Annotated in this window: 11 protein-coding genes; 5 read left to right on the forward strand and 6 right to left on the reverse strand. The window is 54.0% G+C overall.

Going from position 1 to position 19,165, the window contains the following annotated elements; genetic code table 11:
- The first annotated feature begins 67 nt into the window (after positions 1–67).
- Genes BUB27_RS16165 through BUB27_RS16180 form a run of 4 tightly spaced genes read left to right on the forward strand, consistent with a single transcriptional unit; the run spans position 68 to position 5,239 of the window.
- On the forward strand, positions 68–1,936 hold the full coding sequence (locus BUB27_RS16165) for a TIM barrel protein (protein ID WP_143184920.1): 1,869 nt from the start codon (positions 68–70) through the stop codon (positions 1,934–1,936).
- A gap of 4 nt (positions 1,937–1,940) precedes the next feature.
- Positions 1,941–3,428 (forward strand): DUF7133 domain-containing protein, encoded by a 1,488-nt coding sequence (locus tag BUB27_RS16170; RefSeq protein ID WP_143184921.1) that lies wholly within the window; start codon positions 1,941–1,943, stop codon positions 3,426–3,428.
- Between the two features lie 36 nt (positions 3,429–3,464).
- Positions 3,465–4,664 carry an acyltransferase family protein gene (locus tag BUB27_RS16175; RefSeq protein WP_143184922.1) on the forward strand — a complete coding sequence of 400 codons (1,200 nt, stop codon included), beginning with the start codon at positions 3,465–3,467 and terminating at the stop codon, positions 4,662–4,664.
- A complete protein-coding gene (locus BUB27_RS16180; RefSeq protein ID WP_143184923.1) occupies positions 4,664–5,239 on the forward strand; it encodes a carbohydrate-binding protein in 576 nt (191 codons plus the stop codon). The genes BUB27_RS16175 and BUB27_RS16180 overlap by 1 nt, the downstream gene beginning before the upstream one ends.
- Positions 5,240–5,479: 240 nt before the next feature.
- On the opposite strand, the gene BUB27_RS16185 is transcribed toward BUB27_RS16180, so the two are convergent.
- The gene (locus tag BUB27_RS16185) at positions 5,480–7,507 is read right to left on the reverse strand and encodes a sulfatase-like hydrolase/transferase (protein WP_159435024.1); all 2,028 of its coding nucleotides are present in this window, start codon (positions 7,505–7,507) and stop codon (positions 5,480–5,482) included.
- Positions 7,508–7,674: 167 nt separating this feature from the next.
- On the opposite strand from BUB27_RS16185, the gene BUB27_RS16190 reads away from it, so the two are divergent.
- Positions 7,675–8,622 carry a metallophosphoesterase family protein gene (locus BUB27_RS16190; protein ID WP_159435025.1) on the forward strand — a complete coding sequence of 316 codons (948 nt, stop codon included), beginning with the start codon at positions 7,675–7,677 and terminating at the stop codon, positions 8,620–8,622.
- 61 nt (positions 8,623–8,683) lie between these two features.
- Here BUB27_RS16190 and BUB27_RS16195 read toward each other — a convergent pair whose 3' ends face one another.
- The 5 genes from BUB27_RS16195 to BUB27_RS16215 form a co-directional block, all read right to left on the reverse strand.
- Entirely contained in the window at positions 8,684–10,642 is a 1,959-nt protein-coding gene (locus BUB27_RS16195; protein ID WP_143184926.1) for a GNAT family N-acetyltransferase, read from the reverse strand.
- Positions 10,643–10,748: 106 nt separating this feature from the next.
- Positions 10,749–16,382 carry a cadherin domain-containing protein gene (locus BUB27_RS16200; RefSeq protein ID WP_159435026.1) on the reverse strand — a complete coding sequence of 1,878 codons (5,634 nt, stop codon included), beginning with the start codon at positions 16,380–16,382 and terminating at the stop codon, positions 10,749–10,751.
- Between the two features lie 216 nt (positions 16,383–16,598).
- A complete protein-coding gene (locus tag BUB27_RS16205; RefSeq protein ID WP_143184928.1) occupies positions 16,599–17,264 on the reverse strand; it encodes a PEP-CTERM sorting domain-containing protein in 666 nt (221 codons plus the stop codon).
- 219 nt (positions 17,265–17,483) lie between these two features.
- Positions 17,484–18,656: a galactokinase gene (gene galK / locus BUB27_RS16210; protein WP_143184929.1), complete on the reverse strand. Its 1,173-nt coding sequence runs from the start codon at positions 18,654–18,656 to the stop codon at positions 17,484–17,486.
- Between the two features lie 17 nt (positions 18,657–18,673).
- Entirely contained in the window at positions 18,674–19,141 is a 468-nt protein-coding gene (locus BUB27_RS16215) for a YchJ family protein (protein WP_143184930.1), read from the reverse strand.
- Positions 19,142–19,165 lie beyond the last annotated feature (24 nt).

The raw sequence follows: 19,165 nt of genomic DNA on the forward strand, positions 1-19,165 counted from the left end.
AGTGGGGAATGGCGGAATCTGTAAAAATAGCTGCCAGTACCCATTTCATTAACTTGCTACACGCAAAATGAGAATACTATTAACTCTACTCTGCTTAGGAACCCTATCCGCATTGGGTGTCCTGGGATCTGAAACGGCAGACCGCTCACTATTCACAGAATATGGTGTCTGTACCTCGATGAAAAACTATGAGTCTGTTAGAAGGTCGGGATACGATTATATTGAAACCGGTGTGCGGGGACTACTGAAGCCTGAAAGCAGTGATGCTGAGGTCGTAGAAGAGTTTCAGAAGATCAAAGAAGCCAAGCTTCGTATTTTAGCCTGTAATTCGTTTTTGCCAGCGAAGTTCAAGTGTGTGGGGCCAGAGGCGAATCATGAAGAGATTCTTCAGTATGCGGAGGTGACTTTCCGCCGCGCCAAGGAATTAGGGGTGAAGGGGATCGTCTTCGGTAGTGCCAAGGCCCGTAAGATGCCAGTAGGGGTTCTGCGTGAGGACGCGGTGAAGCAATTTGTTGATCTACTAAAAAAGATGGCTCCTCTAGCTGAAGCCCAGGGAGTGGAGATCTGGATCGAACCGCTCAATACTGAAGAAGATAATTTTATCAATACCATGGTGCAGGGCAAAGAGATTGTCGCTGCGGTAGATCATCCCTCTGTCGGGTTAACCTGTGACTTGTTTCACATGGCGCGCAATGGAGAGGGGCCTGAGAATATCATCATAGCCGGAAAATACATCCGTCACTGCCACATCGCGGAGAAGGAAAAGAGAACTGCTCCTGGAATGAAGGGTGATGATTTTACCCCGTATCTGAAAGCGCTGAGAAAAGTTGGGTACCATGCTGAGATCTCGATGGAATGTGGCTGGGACGATTTTGAGAAAAGACTGCCCATGGCTCTGGATTACCTAAAGCAGCAGGTTAATGATCACTCGACGACTAAGCGTGGCATGTTGACCTTCAACAACCTGCCGCTGGGGAGTCTGCGCAAGCCACTCGTGATGCGGACCTTCATGCCCTTTGCCGGTCTGGAACCCTCAGTCTTACCGAATCATCACAAGGGTGCGAAGTCCCCGAAGTACAACCCCGCCTTGGGCAAGGATGTGGAGGGTGAGTATCTACCAATCTCAGGCTTGCCTGCTGCGTTCGGGGTAAACTACGGCAAGCATCTGTCTTATTGCTGGGATACCGTGGAATGCCGATTGATGTATGCCTGGAGCGATGGCTTCTTGGATATGGAGAACTATTGGGGGCAACCGGAGCGTGGTAATCGCCAGTCTTTTGGGTATGTTCCAGAGCTGAGAGGTGACATGTTCTACCGGGCTCAAGGAAGTCACCCGGTGACGATCAATGGTACCTCTGTGTCCTCACCGCAATATCAGGGTTATGCGGTGAAAGGGGATGTGTTAGATTTTGTCTATAAGGTGGATGGCGCAGAGATACATCAGCAGGTAAGGCCGGCCAAGCAGGCGAATAGGTTTGAAATTACACTAACTCTCCAAGGGTCTGGTAAGCTGGGATATCGTGAAGAGAGGGGAGTCAGTGTGGAAGTGATTTCGGACAAGGAAGTAAAAGTGGTTTACCAAGGTGCTGTCATTGCACGCTATGAGGCTGCGAAAGCGGAGGATATTCTGAAAGGGAAGGCAACTGCGAAGATGGGCGAAAAGGTCTTTGCGAAGATGGCCTGCATTACTTGCCACTCGCTGGATGGCTCGAAGAGCCATGGTCCTACTTTACAAGGATTACATGGGAGCAAACGTGCCATCACAGGGCTTAAAGAAAAGGTGCTGGCGGATGATGCGTACATCAAGGAGTCGATCAATAACCCTAACGTCAAAGTTGTGGAGGGTTACCCAGAGAATTACATGCCGGTGTTCAAGATGAACCCAAAAGAAGTGGAGAGTTTGCTGCTCTTTATCAAAACACTGAAGAAAGACTAAGGAGATGAAAACTACACTGAATTATCTAACGGGATTAGTGACGCTCGTTTCTTCTGTGTGCCTGGCTGCACCTGCGTTTGAAGACTATTACCAAATCGAAAGAATCGATTTGCCTCAGGATGTTCCGCCGGAGGTCGGGGCAGTGCAGTTTGACTCAGAGGGGAAACTCTATGTGGCGCTGCGCCGCGGGGATATCATCACGGCGGTTCCAGGCGAGCAGCCTGACCAGTTCCAGTGGAAGCTCTTTGCGACAGGGTTCCATAACCCATGCGGCATGGAGGTCGTTGCTCCAGGTCATATTGTGGTGAGCCAGATGCCTGAGCTCACGGATGTGAAGGATACGGACGGAGATGGCGTAGCCGATTCTTATCGTTCACTGACCAGCGAGTGGGGAGTCAGTGGCAACTACCATGAAACGAATGAGATCTGCCCGGATGGCGAGGGCGGCTACTATATTGCGGTGGGAACTGCCTCACACAATGGGCCTACTTTTGAGTACCTTCGTGGGGACTATTCCAAGATTGGCAGACGTGGGCGTAATTTTTCCTCAGTGAAGTGGAAGGGCTGGGTGCTCCATTACAAGAAGGACGGCTCGGTAGAGCCCTTTGCCAAAGGCTTCCGCATGCACAATGGCATCATGCGCGACAAGGATGGCAACATCTGGTGTGGGGACAACCAAGGCGACTGGCGGGCGACGACGCCGATCTACCATGTGGAGAAAGACCATTTCTACGGGCATCCCTCCAGCTTGGTCTGGGACCCGAAGTGGCCCGAGGGTAAAGATCCTCTGAAGATGTCTCTAAAGGAGATCAATGAGATGCGCACCCGGGCAGCCGTTTTGGTGCCTTACAAGGAATTCAACCGTTCAGCGTCCGAGCCTATCCAGATTCCAGAGGGCTACGGTCCGTTTGCGGGACAGATCCTGGTGTTGGATAACAATGGGCAGCGGATCACCCGGCTGATGCTGGAGAAGGTGGACGGAAAATTCCAGGGCGCTTGCACGCATTTTATCGATAGTAAGCAATTGCTCTCCGGTGGGAACCGGGCGGTGTTCAGTCCTGATGGAAAATACCTCTACACAGGACACACAGTGCGGGGGTGGAGCCGCCCTGCTGAGGGGCTGATGCGGATCAGTCTGAAAGAGAAGATTCCTTTCGATGTGAAGATGATGCGTCTGACGAAGGAGGGCTTTGAGCTGGAGTTTACGCAGGATTTGAAAGCGGATACTGCGGCGCTTGCTGACTTTAAGGTGCATTCTTACCGCTATGAGCCAAAGTGGTCTTATGGTGGTCCCAAGATGGGTCAGCGTAAGGAGGCCGCGGTCTCGATGAAAATGACGGCAGGGAACAAGCTGAAGCTTGATATTTCAGGGTTGGAGCCGGGCAGGGTCTACCAGCTGGATCTCGCCGAGGGCGCTGATCTGGAGAGCCAATCGGGCCAGAAATTGCTCAATCGCAGTTTTTGTTACACCTTAAATTCTCTCATTCCGTAATTTTTGAAATCTGGCAGCGTAATCATAGTTTGTACGATGCCAGATACTCTCTTAACGAATGAGGCTGCGGAACCATCTGCAGTGGATGACATCCAGGTGACCGAGGCTTTGGATAAAGCCTCGGTGGAGAAGGAGGAGCGTAAGTCTAAAAGGCTGCGCTCGCTGGATGCATTGCGTGGTTTTGATATGTTTTGGATCGTGGGTGGTTCAGCTCTTGTGGCTGCGCTGGCAAAGTTCACTCAGTGGCCATGGCTGGAGAGGATGGCTCAGGAGTTTCAGCATGCGAAGTGGGTAGGCTTCACCTTTTATGATCTGATCTTCCCGCTGTTTCTCTTTCTTGCCGGGGTGGCCATGCCCTATTCTCTGGGGGGCAAATTGGAGCAGGGGGCATCTAGGCTCCGGCTGACGCTGAAAGTCTTCAAGCGAGTGCTTTTGCTGGTCTTGCTGGGAATCGTCTACAATGGGGGCTTGGCGCTCAAACCGCTGGCTGAGACGCGTATCTGCAGCGTGCTGGGCTTTATTGGAGTGGCCTATGGTATCGCAGCTCTGGTGTTTATCTACAGTAAGCCACGGTTTCATATTGCCTGGGTGATCGGCCTGTTACTGGGTTATTGGATTTCTTTGCAGCTATTCGGGGCACCGTTTTACGAAGGTGGCACCTATACTCCAGAGGGATCGTTAGCGGGTTATGTGGACAGGAATCTCTTGCCCTGGAAGGTCTATGCGCTGCATTTTGACCCTGAGGGGGTGCTGGGGATGATTTCTGCCGCAGCCCTGCCCTTGGGGGGTGCGATTGTCGGGCAGCTGCTGCGTGCGGACAAACCACGCGACTGGCAGAAGGTGATGGTGCTGCTATTGGCAGTGCCCATCCTGTTTGGAATTGCCGCTTTGTGGAGCGGCTCCATGCCCTTCATCAAGAAGATGTGGACCAGCTCCTTTGTAGTGCATTGCATGGCGTGGAGCGTGCTGCTGACAGCGGTCTTTTATCTGGTGATTGATGTCTTGGGGCTGTGGCGCTGGTCCTACTTTTTTATCATCATCGGCCTGAATCCGATCACGATTTATCTGGGTACGCGCATCATTGATTTCTGGGGAGCGAGTCAGTTCCTCTTTGGCGGGCTGGCTGGCAAGTACGAGCAACCCTTGCAAGGGGTCATACTCGCTGCGGCCTATTGTCTGACCTGGTGGATGGTGCTATGGGCCATGCATCGTAAGAAAATGTATCTACGAGTCTGATGAGTAAGGAAGTGACACACGATCTGATGCCTCCTGTGAAGAGCCCCAATGGCTGGGCGGATACGCTGGTGGGCATATTGGTGCGCACCGTATTGGTGACGGCCCTGGTAGTGGGCGTGATCTGGGGGCTGCGCTGGTGGGCGATGTACAAGCCGGTGATTCATCCGGATGCTGCTGGCCAAGTCGAGTTGAAGGCCAAAGATGCCCAGCTGCATGGCGAGCCTGAGATCCGCTACAATCTTTACGAAGGTAAACCAAACATCGGCTGGTGGAATGAGGAATCACAGTACCTTTCCTGGAAGACGAAAGGCGTAAGTGCTGGTTCCTATCAAGTGGTGCTGGAATATTCCCGTGCCCCCGAAGCCAAACTTCAGCTGGAGCTTAAAGCTGGTGAGCAGACTTTGCTAGGCGAGGTGCCTCCTACAGGAGGCTGGGGCAAATGGAGCGAGCTCTCTCTTGGGGTGCTGGAGCTGAGTTCTAGCGAGGTATCGGAACTTGAATTGAGAGCCATAACTCCGGACGGAGGTGAGGTCGTCAATCTGGTGAGGGTGACTCTCACTTCGGTAGGTGAATAATTTTTCGAATTATTTGCTGAATCGAGAAAGAATCCCCTGTCTGATCAGTATAGAAATGCGGGCAACTTAGCCCTTGGGTTTTATTGGCTGGCCGCGTTGACTTCAGATTTTATGGGTTTTTTCTGAAGCTGACGCGGCCGCTTTCTTTTCCAGCATTCAGTTACGCCTGTGAGGCTACGAAAAAGACCCGCCGGAGATATCCTGACGGGTCTTGGATGAAATGAGTTGGGGACTTCCGATTTAGTGGGAAAGTGAAGCAGCAGTGATGGCTACCGCTTTGTCTGCACCCGGTGCTTTCCAGAGGAGTGGTGCTTTCGTGGCCTTACCATTAGCTCGGACGGTGAGCGTGAATGGGTGGTAGCCAGCGGTGAGCTTGAGGCTGTTTGTTGCGTGTGCTGGTTCCGGTGAGTCGGTATCCAGGGTGAGGATGTCATGGATGCGGAGCACGCCATTGACACCTTCGGCAAACTCGAAGCCGTAGGAACCGTCTTTCTCCACCTTGAGGTAGCCGCTGAACTCGATATTGCCTTTGGTCTCGGAGATGCTGAGGTCACCGGCAGTGGTTGTCTTGGCATCTGTCAGGCGATAGGCGTATGCGTATTGCTTGTCGCTTGCTTTCTTGGTCACACCGGGAGTGGTCTTCGTGATGTCGAGGGCGGCCACAGCGAGTTTGTCGTATGGACGCTTTGCTGATTTTTCTACTCCGTGAAGGCGGGAGACGGCTTTGATCCAGTGTTCCTGAGAAGGGATGCCCGGCTTGCCGGCGAGGTTGTTTTCCTCACGAGGATCTTTGGTGACGTCAAATACCATGAAGGGGGTGTCAGGCTTGGTGGTGTTGTAGCGGATAGCCTTGAGCTTACCCTCGCGGACGACCTGCATTTGACCACGCTTGGCGCCTTGACGGGATTTCGGGAACTCAGCGTATTTCGGAGTGCCACCACCAACCGTGTATTCCACGTAGATAGTAGATGGTTCCTGCTCGCCTTTGCCCGTCAGTGATGGGATGAGTGAGGTGCCGTCAGCGATGGCTGGAATCGGTGTGCCCGCTGCATCACAGAAGGTGGCCATCCAGTCGTTCATCTGGGATGGTAGCTCGGTTTCGCTACCAGCCTTGATCGCTTTGGGCCAGCGGACGATGGCGCCCGGGCGAATACCTCCCTCCCAGCAATCACGCTTGATGCCAGTGAAGGGGCCGAAGCTATCGAAGAATCCAGGCTGAAGGTTTTCCTTGATGTAAGATTCCTTGGATGGGCCGTGGTCACTGGTGAATACAATGAGGGTGTTCTCATCCATGCCGAGGTCCTTGAGGGTCTGGATAATGTCCTGCACCGAGTTGTCGATACGGCGGATGGAAGAGGCATAGCGCTTGGAAACGTTGGTCCAAGGAACGAGTGGCGTGCTCGGGTCGCTATCATGATCATACATCTTGTCCGCGTAGTCAGGGTGGATGTAGTTGTCCGGGCTGTTGTTAGCCGTGTTGATCATTCGACCTTTCTTGCCGATCCACTGGACACCACCTTTGACGCCATAGCCTTTCGGGTAAGGAGAGGTAGCGATTTGTGTCGCTGCGTGTGGGGTGTCGTAGGACAGGAAGAGGAAGAAAGGTTTGTCTGAAGATTCTTTCTTGTGGTCTACGAGCCACTTCTTGGTCGCCGCAGTGAAGAGGTCCGTGGTGTAGCAGCCTTTCAGGCCTTCGCTGATTTCATTGTCCTGCTCCCAGATTTCGGTGCGCTTGTTTTTGAAGTGGATTTGGTCGTAAGGGTAGTGCTCGTGCCCATCGCGGTGGCGTACGCCTCCCAGGAAATAGTCGAATCCGCGCTTGGTCGGGTAGGATGGCCACTCGGTGGAGTTTTTTCCTTTGCCTTGCAGGCCCCACTTGCCGATGAGAGCGGTATGGTAGCCCGCCTGCTTGAGTGTGGTGCCAAGCGTTGGCTGGTTTGGCATGACCTTGTCGAACTGGTTGTCACGGATCGGTGCGTTGCCCTGGTGGCGGCCCATGAAAAGGGAGGCACGGGATGGTGCGCAAACGGGAGCCGCACAGTAGTGTGCATGGAGAAGCATGCCTTCAGCGGCCATCTGGTCGATGTGTGGTGTGCTGAACCAAGGCTGGTCTGGCTTGTTGGCTTCCTTGCGTTGGTTTTGCCAAAAGACACCGACGTCACCATATCCAAGATCATCGCAGAAGATGAAGAGGATGTTTGGCTTCTCCTGGGCTACCAGGGGTGTTGAGACTAGTGCTGATAAAAGCAGGTTCTTTAAGATGCGCATGATTTCTAGGTGTTGAGTGACACTGTTACACGAGAAGATGACGCAAATTGTCACGTCGTTAACCTTTTTGCAAAACATTGATGGATTTTGACACGTTTCTTTTATTTAATTGAAAGTTTTCTTCGGGAAACTAGGTTCTATTGATCAGAGTTATGAAGAGAAGATGTATGTTGAAAATGCTGTCGGCTGGAGCGTGTGGAATAGCCTTGCCGCAGGTGGTGCTGGCGAAATTCGGCCGATTAGCCAAGCCGGTGAAGCTGGGAGTCATCACCGATTTGCATCAGGATGTGATGCATGATGCTCCACAGAGGCTGGATGCCTTCCTCGCTACAATGAAGAGGCTGAAACCGGATGCTCTAATGCAGATGGGGGATTTCGCGGTGCCAAAGAAGAAGAATCAGAAGGTGGTGGATTCCTTTAATCAAGCTCACGACACGGTGATGCATGTGATCGGTAACCACGATACGGATGGAGGATACAAGAAGGAGCAGGTGCTCAAGGCCTGGGGGATGGAAAAGCGCTACTATAGCAAGGATGTAGGCGGACTACGCTTTCTCGTGCTGGACGGCAATGACAAGGGGTCTCCCACCCACAAAGGTGGCTACGCCAGTTATGTAGGTCCGGAGCAGGTGCAGTGGCTGGAGAAGGAACTGGAGGCGTATGATGGCCCCGTGGTCGTCGCATCTCACCAGCCCTTGGCAGGACATTATGCGGTGAATAATGCCAAGCAGATTCAGCAGATTCTGAGCAAGCATAAAGACAAGGTGGTGATCTCCATCAATGGTCACTCGCACATTGATTGCTTGCTGGAAATCGAAGGGGTGCATTATCTGCATATCAATTCCGCCTCCTACTATTGGGTGGGAGGGAAGTACAAGCATGAGAGCTATTCCAAGGAAGTGCACGCCAAACACAAGTACATTGCCGCGACCTGTCCTTACAAAGAATCAGTCTTCACGATGCTGGAGTTTGATCCTGCCGCAGGGGTGGTCAAAGTCCAGGGAAGGATGAGTGAGTGGGTGGGTAAATCCCCTCAGCAATTGAATGTCCCAAAAATTGCAGAAAAAGAGAAAGAAGCCGTCATCGTACCCGGTATAAGAGAGCGGACAATCTAGTCCGTGTAGGGTTTTTTATAATCAACAAATCAGCCACGCTTTCTCCTTTTTTAATGGGTTTTTACTGGAGGTAGCGTGGCTGAACTCTTTCCCGCTCCAAGCGATTGAAAATCGATGTCATGATGCGCAGGTAGAGTTCGTCTCCCAGGATGGAATCCTCGATGCCAGCGTCTATGTTAGGGTTGTCGTTCACCTCGATCACATAGGGCTTTCCGCCGACTTCCTTGAGATCCACGCCGTAGAGACTGTCTCCAATAAGTGAGGAAGCCTTGACTGCGGTTTTGAGAATTTCTGCAGGAACCTGGTTGATGGGGATGGACTCGAAATTTCCAGAGAAATCCTCTGGGTTGCTTTGCTCCCAGTTATAGATCTGCCAGTGGCCGCGCGCCATATAGTACTTGCAGGCAAACAGGGGGGTGTTGTCCAGGATGCCAATGCGCCAGTCGAACTCGGATTCGAGGAACTCCTGGGCAATGACGAGATCGCTTTGCTTGAAGAGAGACTCAAGTTTTTCATGGAAAGCTTCGACGGACTCTACTTTGTAGACGCCCAAAGAGAAGGTGCTCTCAGGTAGCTTAAGCACCAGAGGGAAACTAAAGAGACTGACGAGCTCTTTGGTGATGGAGTTCTTGGTGAGTAGCCAGGATTTGGGCTGACGAATGCGTGCGCGGTTGAGGCGCTCGTGGAGATAAATTTTGTTAGAACATAGAAGGATGGACCAAGGATCATCCAAGACAGTGAGACCTTCCGTATAGGCGTGACGTGCAAAACGGTAGGTATGGTTTTCGATGGCTGTGGTCTCGCGGATAAAGAGCGCGTCAAACTCGCAGATGCGTCGGTAATCGAGTTTGCTGACAAACTCGACAAAGAAGCCCACCTTCTCAGCTGCAGCTTTGAATTTTTCGAGAGCGACCAGGCAGGATGGTGGGGTCTTCTCGTTGCTGTCTGTTAGGATGGCTAGATCGTACTTGTGCTTCTTGAGCTGTTGGCGGTAGTGACGTTTACGCTGGAAGTGGCTAATCAAAGATTGCTCCAGTAGATCTCTGTGCTCAGCAAATACCTTGGTCGGAGAAAGAACACAGACCTTCTTCACCAATAGCTCTCCCTGGATTTTCTTCAGAGTCAGACTGAAGAAGGGGATTTCGAAAAGGCGGAAGAGTTTGCGGGCAATTTCCTCGTGAGCTTTCTCCGGAGAGTTGCCCAGAATGACGGTGATCTGGGTGGACTCTCCTTCTTGAAGGGTGATCTTTGGGCGGGTGCCAATTTCATCGAAAACGCTCTGGGCAATCCCGATGTTACAGCTGTCCTTGACGGTCATCACCGTCGGGGTGATGCGCTGATTGCGGGCTGCAGCGAGCAGGGAAACGTAGTATCCTGTGCTGTGCGTTTTATAGGAGTTGCAGAGATTGAGCACCTGGAGACGCTTGGCATTTTTGAAGCGAGAGGATGTCAGGTAGGTTTCTGCCGAGACCACCTCCACATTCTCCAAATGAAGTGTCCACTTCTTGAGCTGGTCTACGACGATGATGTTTTCCGGAGCTGGCGCAGAAGTGTCGGTCAGGTGCAGGCTATGTACCATGCGGTAGGCCGGTTCACCGGGGGCATAGTAGTCGCCCAGTACCTTGTTGAGCTCAAAGTTCTGTTTCTGATACCAGCAGATGAGCTTGTGGTTGTTCGCATCTGCCTCAATCGAGACTTTCTCGAATCCTGCCAAGGAGGCAGCATGGAGGATGTGCTGCACGAGCCCGGCCCCTGCACCTGAGCCGCGGAAGTCCGGATGGATGGCGAGTGAGTAGATACGCTGGCTTTGCTTGTAGGCAATAACGACAGCTGCCCCGATGGGGATGGTAGTCTCGTCCGCGAGTATTTGCCCAATGATGTAGGTGCAATGTTTAGGGCTGATGATGCTGGTACGCAGGGAATTGCGCGAGCATCGCCTGTGAGGGGGGAAGGACTGTTCTTCTAACCAAACGAGGAAATCGAGGTCCTCTAGTCTGGCGCTTCGGATGTTTGTACGCACGTATTTAGAGCCACTTGGCTAAACGTTTTCTATAGAAGTTTAGAGGGGCCTAGACGAGAAAAAAGTGATCTTTGATCAGGAGTGCTTTCTTGGAGGAAGCGGGTGTTTATGGCTGGTTCTCCAGGCCGTTGCCAGTACCGCCGCCGAGAGGGCTTACGCTGACTTTGATGAAGCGGCGTGGGGCTTCATCGAGTGGGAGGTTGTCGCGGACGCGGTAGGTGTTGTAGGTGGCGTTGCTTCCGATGAGTTGAGGGGTGTTGTCTGGGGTGTCCCAGTTCTGGAGGTCATTGCCATTCTGGAAGTAGAAATAGAGAGCGCTGTCCAGTGAGGAATCGACATCGATCTCATAGGTCATGTAGGTTTTGCCGTTGTGCTCGGTGGTGCCGAGTCGCATGCCGGGTGGTGAATCGGGTACGTCTGGTTGGGTGCCGCGCAGGAGCTCCAGTGAGTTGGGGATACCGTCGCCGTCTGGGTCAGCATTGAAACCGATGAGGGCCGGGTTGCCGTGGCCTTGGAAAGGTCCTCCTGCTTTGGTGAGTTCAACGAAGACCACTTCATCGTTATTTTCTAACACATTTCCAACGTGGATGGTGACAGGCACGCTGCTGGAGAGAGGGGTGGAGTAGTTGTCTGTAACCTGAACCAGCAGCTGGTGAAGCGGGGTGGATTCGAAGTCGAGCGCCATGGTGGTGGTGATTTGTCCCGTTGTGGCATTGATGGTGAATGCTCCGAGAGTATTGCCTGAAATGATGCTGTACTGGATGGACTGCCCGGCATCCACCTCGGTGGCGCTTACATTGCCCAAGACGGTTCCTCCCGCTTGGTTTTCCGCGATGTTGAAATGGTAGGCTGGAGCATTGAAGGCCGGAGGGGTGTTGTCACTGACCTGCTGGTAGGGCATGAGGTAGCTGCCGCCGATGACTTGATAGCTGGTGCTGCCGGGTGTCTTCCAAGCTATAGCCAGATGATCGCTGCCACTGATGTCATGATGCAGGGCGGAGATGTAGTAGAGTTTGCCTGCTTCCAGCAAGATGGGTTCCGATTGTTGGGAAGCGGAGGCCTCCCACTCTAGGGCTTCTGTGAAGCTGGAAACCATGGCGACCCTGGTAGCGCTTGAGGCGAAGTGGTTGGTGCCCAGCCACAGCTCGCTGGAATCATCTGATGCAATGGAGAATGAATAGAGGCCTGTCTTCGTAGGTACTAGATAGCCATGCATGCGGGCGGCGAAGTTGTTGTCCCTGTCGCTGCTGGCTTGGGCGGAGCTGAGAGTGGTGGAGCCATTGGGACTCTGCGGATAGCTGGCCCAGCTGCGGAGATCATCGATCGAGCTTCCAGTGAAGCCGGACCACCATTCATAGGTGATGCTTCCCGTAGCGGTGGAGGTGAGAACCTCATGCTCGGTAAATTCGTTCGGGAAGCTGCCGCTGCTGAGCAGGGTCCAATTGCTGCCGGTGGTGCTGGCATAAAACTGATAGTCGGCAATGCGGCCATTGACCCCATTTGAGCGGGGAAGCTGGCGGAAGCCACGCACGTAGTGAGAGCTGATCATGTCGATCACGATTTCATGTGGCGGTGGTGGGTCGACAGAACCTGCCCACTCGGTGTGCCAGATCGTGCCGGGGTTGCCATCGATGGCATTGCCGATGGCTCCATTCTCAGCAGAGAGTTCCTGGGAATCCGTAGAAGCGATCCAGTTGCTGCGGTCGATGGGAGCTCCCGAGGAATCTAACACATTAAACTCGGCAATAGAAGTCCAGGCGTTGTTATTGACCTCACGAGTGGCGACGAGTTTGACGTAGCGGTAGGGGCCCATCGAGGGATCGATATCGCTGAGGTCACGCGCAATGTTCGCGATGTTCCAGGAAAAGGAGGTGCTGTCTGCATTTCCGGCAGTGTCTTTGACTCCAATAGTGACATTGTGATCTCCATGTGAGGTGGGTGAACCGGTGATGACTCCTGTGTCCGGATCGATAGAAAGTCCGGCTGGGAGGCCGGTGGCGGAGAAATAGAGAGTATCGTCCTCCGGGTCTGAGGCTGAGATTGGAAGGGAAACGGCCACATGCATGCTGCTGCTCTGTGTGCCCGGGGAGGTGACCATGGGTGCTTGGTTACTGGATGTTGAAGGGGCGCTGGTTTCATGGTCGTCAATCTGCTTCAGGTAGGCAACGAGTTGGTTGAGTTCGGTATCTGTGAGGGAAAAGAGGTCGCCGTGCTTGCCGCTGAGGTTTTTGCTGGTGAGTACTTCCTCGAGGGTGGCTACGCTGCCGTCATGCAGGTAGGGGGCTCCATTCCAGAGACCGCGGAGTGTCGGGGTGTCCAGTCCGTCGAGCTCGCCGCCAAGTCGCTGGCCGCTGCTGGAGAGTAGGGTTCCGACATCATGGCGGACGAGAGAAGCGCTATCGGTGTAGCTCTCTCCGGAATGGCAGCTCGCGCAGTTTTTGCTGCGGAAGATTTCACGGCCCGCGATGGCATCCGGGGTTAGCTCGCCATTGGACTGTCGGTGCGGGCTGGTGCCCACGTCGGTTAGAGAAGCGATGTAGGCTTTGAGGGCATCCAGATCATTACTGATACCGGATTTGCCCTGGCCTAGAGGCTCGGAGCGGGTTCCGGTATGGAAATCCGTATCGCTCATGAGGCCGGAGCCGCCGGCAAGCCCGCGGATCTGGCCTTCAAAGTCCTGTACTTCATCGAAGTTGGCTGACCAGTGCAGTGGGCCGTGGCCGACTCCTTTGCCGTTCAGGTCGATGGTATTGCGAAGTCCTTCTCCCATGCCGGTGAAGTCCCAGACCCGGCCATCGTGTCCACCATCCAGATGGCAGCTGGAACAGCTCATGTAGCTTTCCTGGGAAAGGCGCGGGTCGTCCGAGTTGTAGAAAAGCTGTTTGCCGAGCAGGACGTTTGAGGCAAGGGACTCGCTGGTGACTGTGCTGACTTGGGCCAGCTTGGGCGCGGCGCCGCAGATGGAGGCGCAGGCGATGGCGGTATTGAAGACGGACACGTCTCTCGACATGAAGTTGTGCACATAGAGGCGTGAACCATCCTCACTGAGGGCAAGTCCGTCAGGCGCGATACCTCCGGTGGCAAAGGTGTAGCTGCTAGCCGGGTTGTAAGCATCTACCACCCAGATGGTGGCTGATCCGTTGGTCGAAAAGAAGACCTGGTTTCCATAGGGGCTATAGACGGCAGCTGTGGCGAAATCATTGTTGTCAAAGTCAATCCGGGAGGAGGCGTTCTCGAGTCCGGTGTTGAGGTTGATGCCCGTCGCCATGCTGCGCACGGTGTGCTCAAAGGTGAGTTGCTGGCCGTCACGGAGCATGCCGCGGAAGATATTGTCCTTCTTGGCGGGCACATAAGCCTGAGTGAGATCGGGTGACAGTGAGAGGGTGCCGAGGTAGTTGGGTAGGCCGCGCCCGTTGGTTAGGGAGTCGGGCTCCATGACGGGAGGCAGCGAGGTGGTGTTTGCGATGGTGAATGTAGAGGTGTTGATCGCGGTGACTTTCCCGGATTCATCTGGGGAAATAAAACGAGCTACCCAGAGGCGGTTACGTGAGGGATCGAGAGCTAGGGCTCTAGGCCAGGGGCCTACTTCGATTGTGCTGATGACTTCTCCAGTGCTGGCATTGAGTTTGGCGACTTGCTCCTTACCTTCAAGCGTGACGTAGGCTGTGTTGTTAGGGGTGTCTATGAGAATCGCGTGTGGGGCACTGGCATAGGGGAGAAAATGGGTGCTGAAAAGGTTTCCCGTGCTGCGGTCGATCACGCTGATGGTGGCGCTTTTCTTATTAGTGACCCAAAGCTTGTTGCCGGGGGCGAGTGCGAGTGACTTGGGGTTATTGCCCACATTTGTCTCATAAACCAAGCTGTGTGTATTGGCGTCAATGGCACTGACGGAGTTGTTATCCGGGTTGACGTTCCAGACCAGATCGTTGTCGCCATCGAAGATGATAGTGGAGCTGTTAGTGGGTGGGGTAGTAGCAATGGGGTTGTGGATGACCTGCACCGAGGTGGCTTTGGTGGTGTAGGTTTGACCGTTCAGCCGGGTGCTTACGGTGACGACGTGGTTGCCAGCGGTGCTGTAGGTGTGGCTGGATGCGGTGGTGCTGCTGAAGGAGGTGACAGGGGATCCGTCTCCGTAGTCCCAAGAATGTTCCAGCGAGAAACTGCCCGGGTTGTCTACGCTCAAGCTGAAGTTGATGGTGGACCCGGTGACTTGGGGAGTCTGGGTGTTTACGGTGATATCGTAGGTACTGATGGTATCTCCGGTGGAAAAGGTGGCTACCAGTGTCTCGGCGGGGATGGCATTTCCGGCTTGGTCTGTTAGTCCGTTTGCTGCGAGGACGACTTCATAGGTCTGGTTAGGTGAAAGGTCATTATCCGGGCAGAAGTTGACGATGCCGAACATGGAACTGACGGTGCCAGGGACGGGGTTGCCACCAAACTCGCGGATGAAGAAATTGCTGGGAGTGACGGATTTGGTGTCTACGAAGTCGGTGAGGCAGATGCCGACGCGAGATTTGATGTGGACGTTGGTAGCACCATCCGAGGGGGAGACGAAATTGACTTCCGGCGGGCGGATGTCCTTTTCATGGTCGTGAATGCCGATGATGAGTTTGCGGTCGTTGTTGTGGTCGCTACAGACGGCGGCGAGGTTTCCCAGCGGAGTGCTGAAGGCATGGTCGTCGATGAGGCCGGAGTTGATACGTTCGATTTCCTGGGTGTTCGTTCCATCCAGGCGCCACTTGGTGAGTCCTGGATAGTGGCCGATGAAGAGATATTCGTCCTTACCAAATCCGTACTCGGGGCGATCGAGCCCAGGGTTCGGGTTGAGGGTCACAGAGGTGATGTTCTGCGGGTCAGAAAAGTCGTGGGCAATGAGGGGGCTGCCGCCGCCATAGAGTTTGCTCCCGTAGACAAAGGGGTGGTAGCCCATGGGGCCGCTGAATTGGTTTAAGATCTGCGGGCTCGTGGGGTTGCTGATATCCAGAATGAGAGCCTGGAAGTTGCCGCCGACTGATGCGGTGGTGCACACGAGTAAGTTTCCAATAGGAATCACCGAGCGGATGGTAAGGTTCGCCAGTTGGGAGCGTGGAATGGTGGTGAGTAGCTGGGGGCTGGCGAAGTTCGAGGTGTCGATGATCATCAGGCCGTTTGAGCCAGTAGGAGCCCACATGTACTTGCGGCCTTGCCAGCCTGCGGCAAAGGAATAGCCATCATAGTCTGAGGCATTGGTGATGCCAGGGTAGGAGTAGCGGCTGACTACCCGGGGCTTGGGATCCGATGGATTGTCGTAAAGTGGGGAAAGATCCAGAATGCAGTATCCCACGCTCGTATTGCGGCGCTCGGTGATCAGCGCGTAGTCCCCGGAAACTGGAAGGTGGTGCTCCTCGGCGAAGTCCCCCACATAGTCAAAGCTACTCGAGTCATGGTAGGTGCTGGGGTAGTCGCGGGAGTCGAAGACAGTGGTGAGATTGGTGGGATCCGAAATGTCGTAGAGAGCAAAGGCTCCTCTGTCTCGGCCGCCTCCGCCATCAGCTCCCATGGGAACAAAGAGGTAACCGCGGTGCATGCAAATGGCGCTGATAGCTTTTCCCGGATCATTCAGGGAAAGAACGCTGCCAGACTCAGACGGGGCGTAGTCGATATTCGGGAAACCGGGGCCATCCTGAGCTTGGGCAAGTGCCGACACGATGACAGCAACAGCTGCCACCAGGGGGCTGGTGGATTTTTTGAATCTGAGCATGCGCGATTGAGTATTGCGGTGTGAAAGCAAGGGCTTCCCCATGCTTATCTAATATACTGGCATAAAGTGATGCAAAGGTTACCGAAAAAGTGATCTATTTTCAATTTTTTGGATTTGTGACCAATTCTTTATCAATGGTTTGAGGTGTGTTTATGAAAAAGCCGTTTCAGCAAGGAAACGGCTTCAGGGTATGATCTGAGTTGTGATGGAGTGTGCTTAACGGCGACGGCGCAGGGCGAGGCCGATACCGGCTAAGCCGATGAGAGCTGCGCTGGAGGGCTCTGGTACTGCAGCAGTTCCTGTGAAGCGGACTTCGGACCATCCTAGGCGATTGCCTCCGTGGTTGGTCATGTTTGAGAACTGGATGTAGCGTACACCGTTTTCCGTGATGTTGAGTACTTCAGCATTGAAAGGAGCCGACCCTGCTGAAGCCTCGGCAAAATTGAATGCAGTGTCGGAACCGAATACCAGGTCTTCCCCCGCGAAGGAAAGGGTGGCGGAGGCGAGCCCTCGGTTGCGGTATTGATCGTCACCATTGTAAATTTCGGTGTAGTTCCAGAAGACGAGGTCTTCGAGATCATAAACAGCTCCCAGATCGTAGGTTACTGTCTGTCCTGCCCAGCTGGAGTAACGTCCTGAGACAGTTTGAACCGCCGGGCCTGCATTGTTACCTACTTCATGGGTAGGGTAAGTGCCAGGTAGAGCATCTCCAGTCTCCACGAGGGTGGAGTCAGAAAGACCGCTGCCGTCGATAGTACGGTCAAAGCCGTCTGCGCTAAAGTCGATGGTCCCAGTGGCTGTCACGGAGATGGGGTTGATGACTACGGCTGCCGATACAGAGCTTATCAGGGCTCCGCTTAGCATGAGAATAGTGATTTTCATAGGTGTTGAATGCGTATGGTGATTGTGTTTCTTTGAAAAAAATTACTCTAAGAGAAACATGAGGTGTATGATTGGTTATCGGATGTTTCCTTGTAAAGGGTAAAGTTTCTCATGTGGAAACTTTGTGGTGTCAGTAGAGCCAGGGGAGGTGTATAGGGGGTAATGCGAAAACTGCCTCGTATTGAGCTATCTGGGTGCAAGTGAGAGGTTTCGCTGATCCTAGACCAAGTGAGCGCCTCGCGCTGGTTTGGCCACGATGATGTCAGGTTTGTGGCCTGTTTCCTCCATGTAGCGTGAGCTGAGATGGGCGATGAATTGGCGGGTGTGGGAGGAATGGCAGAGGGTGATGGTAGAGCCACCAAATCCACCTCCCGTCATGCGTGATCCTAGTACTCCTCCAGCGGGTCCGGCTTCCTTCGCAAGATCGACCAGTAGGTCTAGCTCCGGGCAGGAGACTTCGTAGTCATCACGTAGCGAGGAATGGCTGCGGTACATGAATTGGCCGAAAGCGAGGAAATCATCGTCTTTGAGAGCCTTGGTAGCGTCGATCACCCGTTTGCTCTCGGTGATGATGTGGCGTGCGCGATGATAAATACGTTCCGGGCAGGCTTTTTCGAGTTTAGGTAGGTCAGCCAGAGACAGATCCCGCCAGCTAGTTTGACCACTGCGGCGAAGCGCCTCTTCGGCATCGGCACGGCGCTTGGCGTACTCTCCATCCGCCAGCGAGTGGGAAACCATGCTATTGCAGATGACGAGGTCCAGGTCGTTGCGTTCGAAGGAGATGAGGGAGGCTTCCTCTGCCTTGCAGTCGATCAGAACGAGGTGCCCTTCTTCGCCGTAAGCCGAGGCGAACTGATCCATGATGCCGCAGGGCATGCCAGCGAAGTCGTGCTCCGCCTTTTGCGCGAGCAGGGCTTTTTCTTTCTTGGTAAGGATATGGCCGGTGATTTGTTCCAGCAAGGTGGCGAAGGCTACTTCCAGAGCGGCGCTGCTGGAGAGACCGGCACCGAGTGGGATATTGGTGCTGATCTGGGCGTTAAAGCCAAGAGGGCGTGGACTGTCGAACTCCAGGAAGCTGGCGAGGACGCCCTTGAGGTAGTTTGCCCAGAAAGGTTCTCCGGGGTTGACGGGTTCCCGCAGGTCGATGGTAGTGCGAGGGAATTTCTTGCCGGCATCAAGGGTGATAAGATGATCCTCTGCTGCTGGGGCCGCAGCGATCAGGGTGTAGAGAGGCAGAGCGCAGGGGAGCACGAAGCCATCGCAGTAGTCGATATGCTCACCGATCAAGTTGACGCGCCCGGGAGCTGCGGCCAGGAGCGTGGGGGTGCAGCCGAAGTTCTTCTCGAACTGGGCGGTGGTGCGCTCAATGAGATGGGGTAGTCCCGAAGCCATCGGTTAATAAACTACAGTTAGCCCTTCGCGTCGAGGTACTTCCACTTGCCTTTGAGTTTTTTAAAGCGTGACTTCTCGTGGTGCTGGAGGAGCTTGCCCTCGTGGTGGAGGGTGGCGACGAATTCGACCTTACCCTTGTTGTCTGCCTTCTGGCCTTTGCTGGTACTGAGGATCTTAAGCGAGCGCCACATCATGTCAGGCATGGTCTGTTCCAGCTCTTCGCGGATACCGCGTGGGCGAGTATCAGGATGCTGGGTGCCGACGAGGTAGTCAGCCAGACGGAAGAAGTAGGCGGTGTAGCGGGAGCGCATGAGTTGCTCCGCAGTCTCCGGCGCACGTTTGCCTGTATGGTAGTCACGGCAGCAGTCGACATAGGCTTTGCCACTACCGCAGGGGCACTCTGTTCTGAGGCGGATACGCAGGACACGTTCCTGATTATTTTCCTCCTGGGACTCTTCTTCTCGTGGTGCTTCGTTCTCCTCCATAGGTGTGAAGTGGAGGGAAGCATA

This window comes from Rubritalea squalenifaciens DSM 18772, from assembly GCF_900141815.1.
GTDB classification, from domain to species: Bacteria; Verrucomicrobiota; Verrucomicrobiia; order Verrucomicrobiales; family Akkermansiaceae; genus Rubritalea; species Rubritalea squalenifaciens.

Coding starts and splice junctions, on each gene's coding strand:
- BUB27_RS16165 (WP_143184920.1), top strand. CDS start 68: ATGAGAATACTATTAACTCTACTCTGCTTAGGAACCCTATCCGCATTG.
- BUB27_RS16170 (WP_143184921.1), top strand. CDS start 1,941: ATGAAAACTACACTGAATTATCTAACGGGATTAGTGACGCTCGTTTCT.
- BUB27_RS16175 (WP_143184922.1), top strand. CDS start 3,465: ATGCCAGATACTCTCTTAACGAATGAGGCTGCGGAACCATCTGCAGTG.
- BUB27_RS16180 (WP_143184923.1), top strand. CDS start 4,664: ATGAGTAAGGAAGTGACACACGATCTGATGCCTCCTGTGAAGAGCCCC.
- BUB27_RS16185 (WP_159435024.1), bottom strand. CDS start 7,507: ATGCGCATCTTAAAGAACCTGCTTTTATCAGCACTAGTCTCAACACCC.
- BUB27_RS16190 (WP_159435025.1), top strand. CDS start 7,675: ATGTTGAAAATGCTGTCGGCTGGAGCGTGTGGAATAGCCTTGCCGCAG.
- BUB27_RS16200 (WP_159435026.1), bottom strand. CDS start 16,382: ATGCTCAGATTCAAAAAATCCACCAGCCCCCTGGTGGCAGCTGTTGCT.
- BUB27_RS16205 (WP_143184928.1), bottom strand. CDS start 17,264: ATGAAAATCACTATTCTCATGCTAAGCGGAGCCCTGATAAGCTCTGTA.
- galK (WP_143184929.1), bottom strand. CDS start 18,656: ATGGCTTCGGGACTACCCCATCTCATTGAGCGCACCACCGCCCAGTTC.
- BUB27_RS16215 (WP_143184930.1), bottom strand. CDS start 19,141: ATGGAGGAGAACGAAGCACCACGAGAAGAAGAGTCCCAGGAGGAAAAT.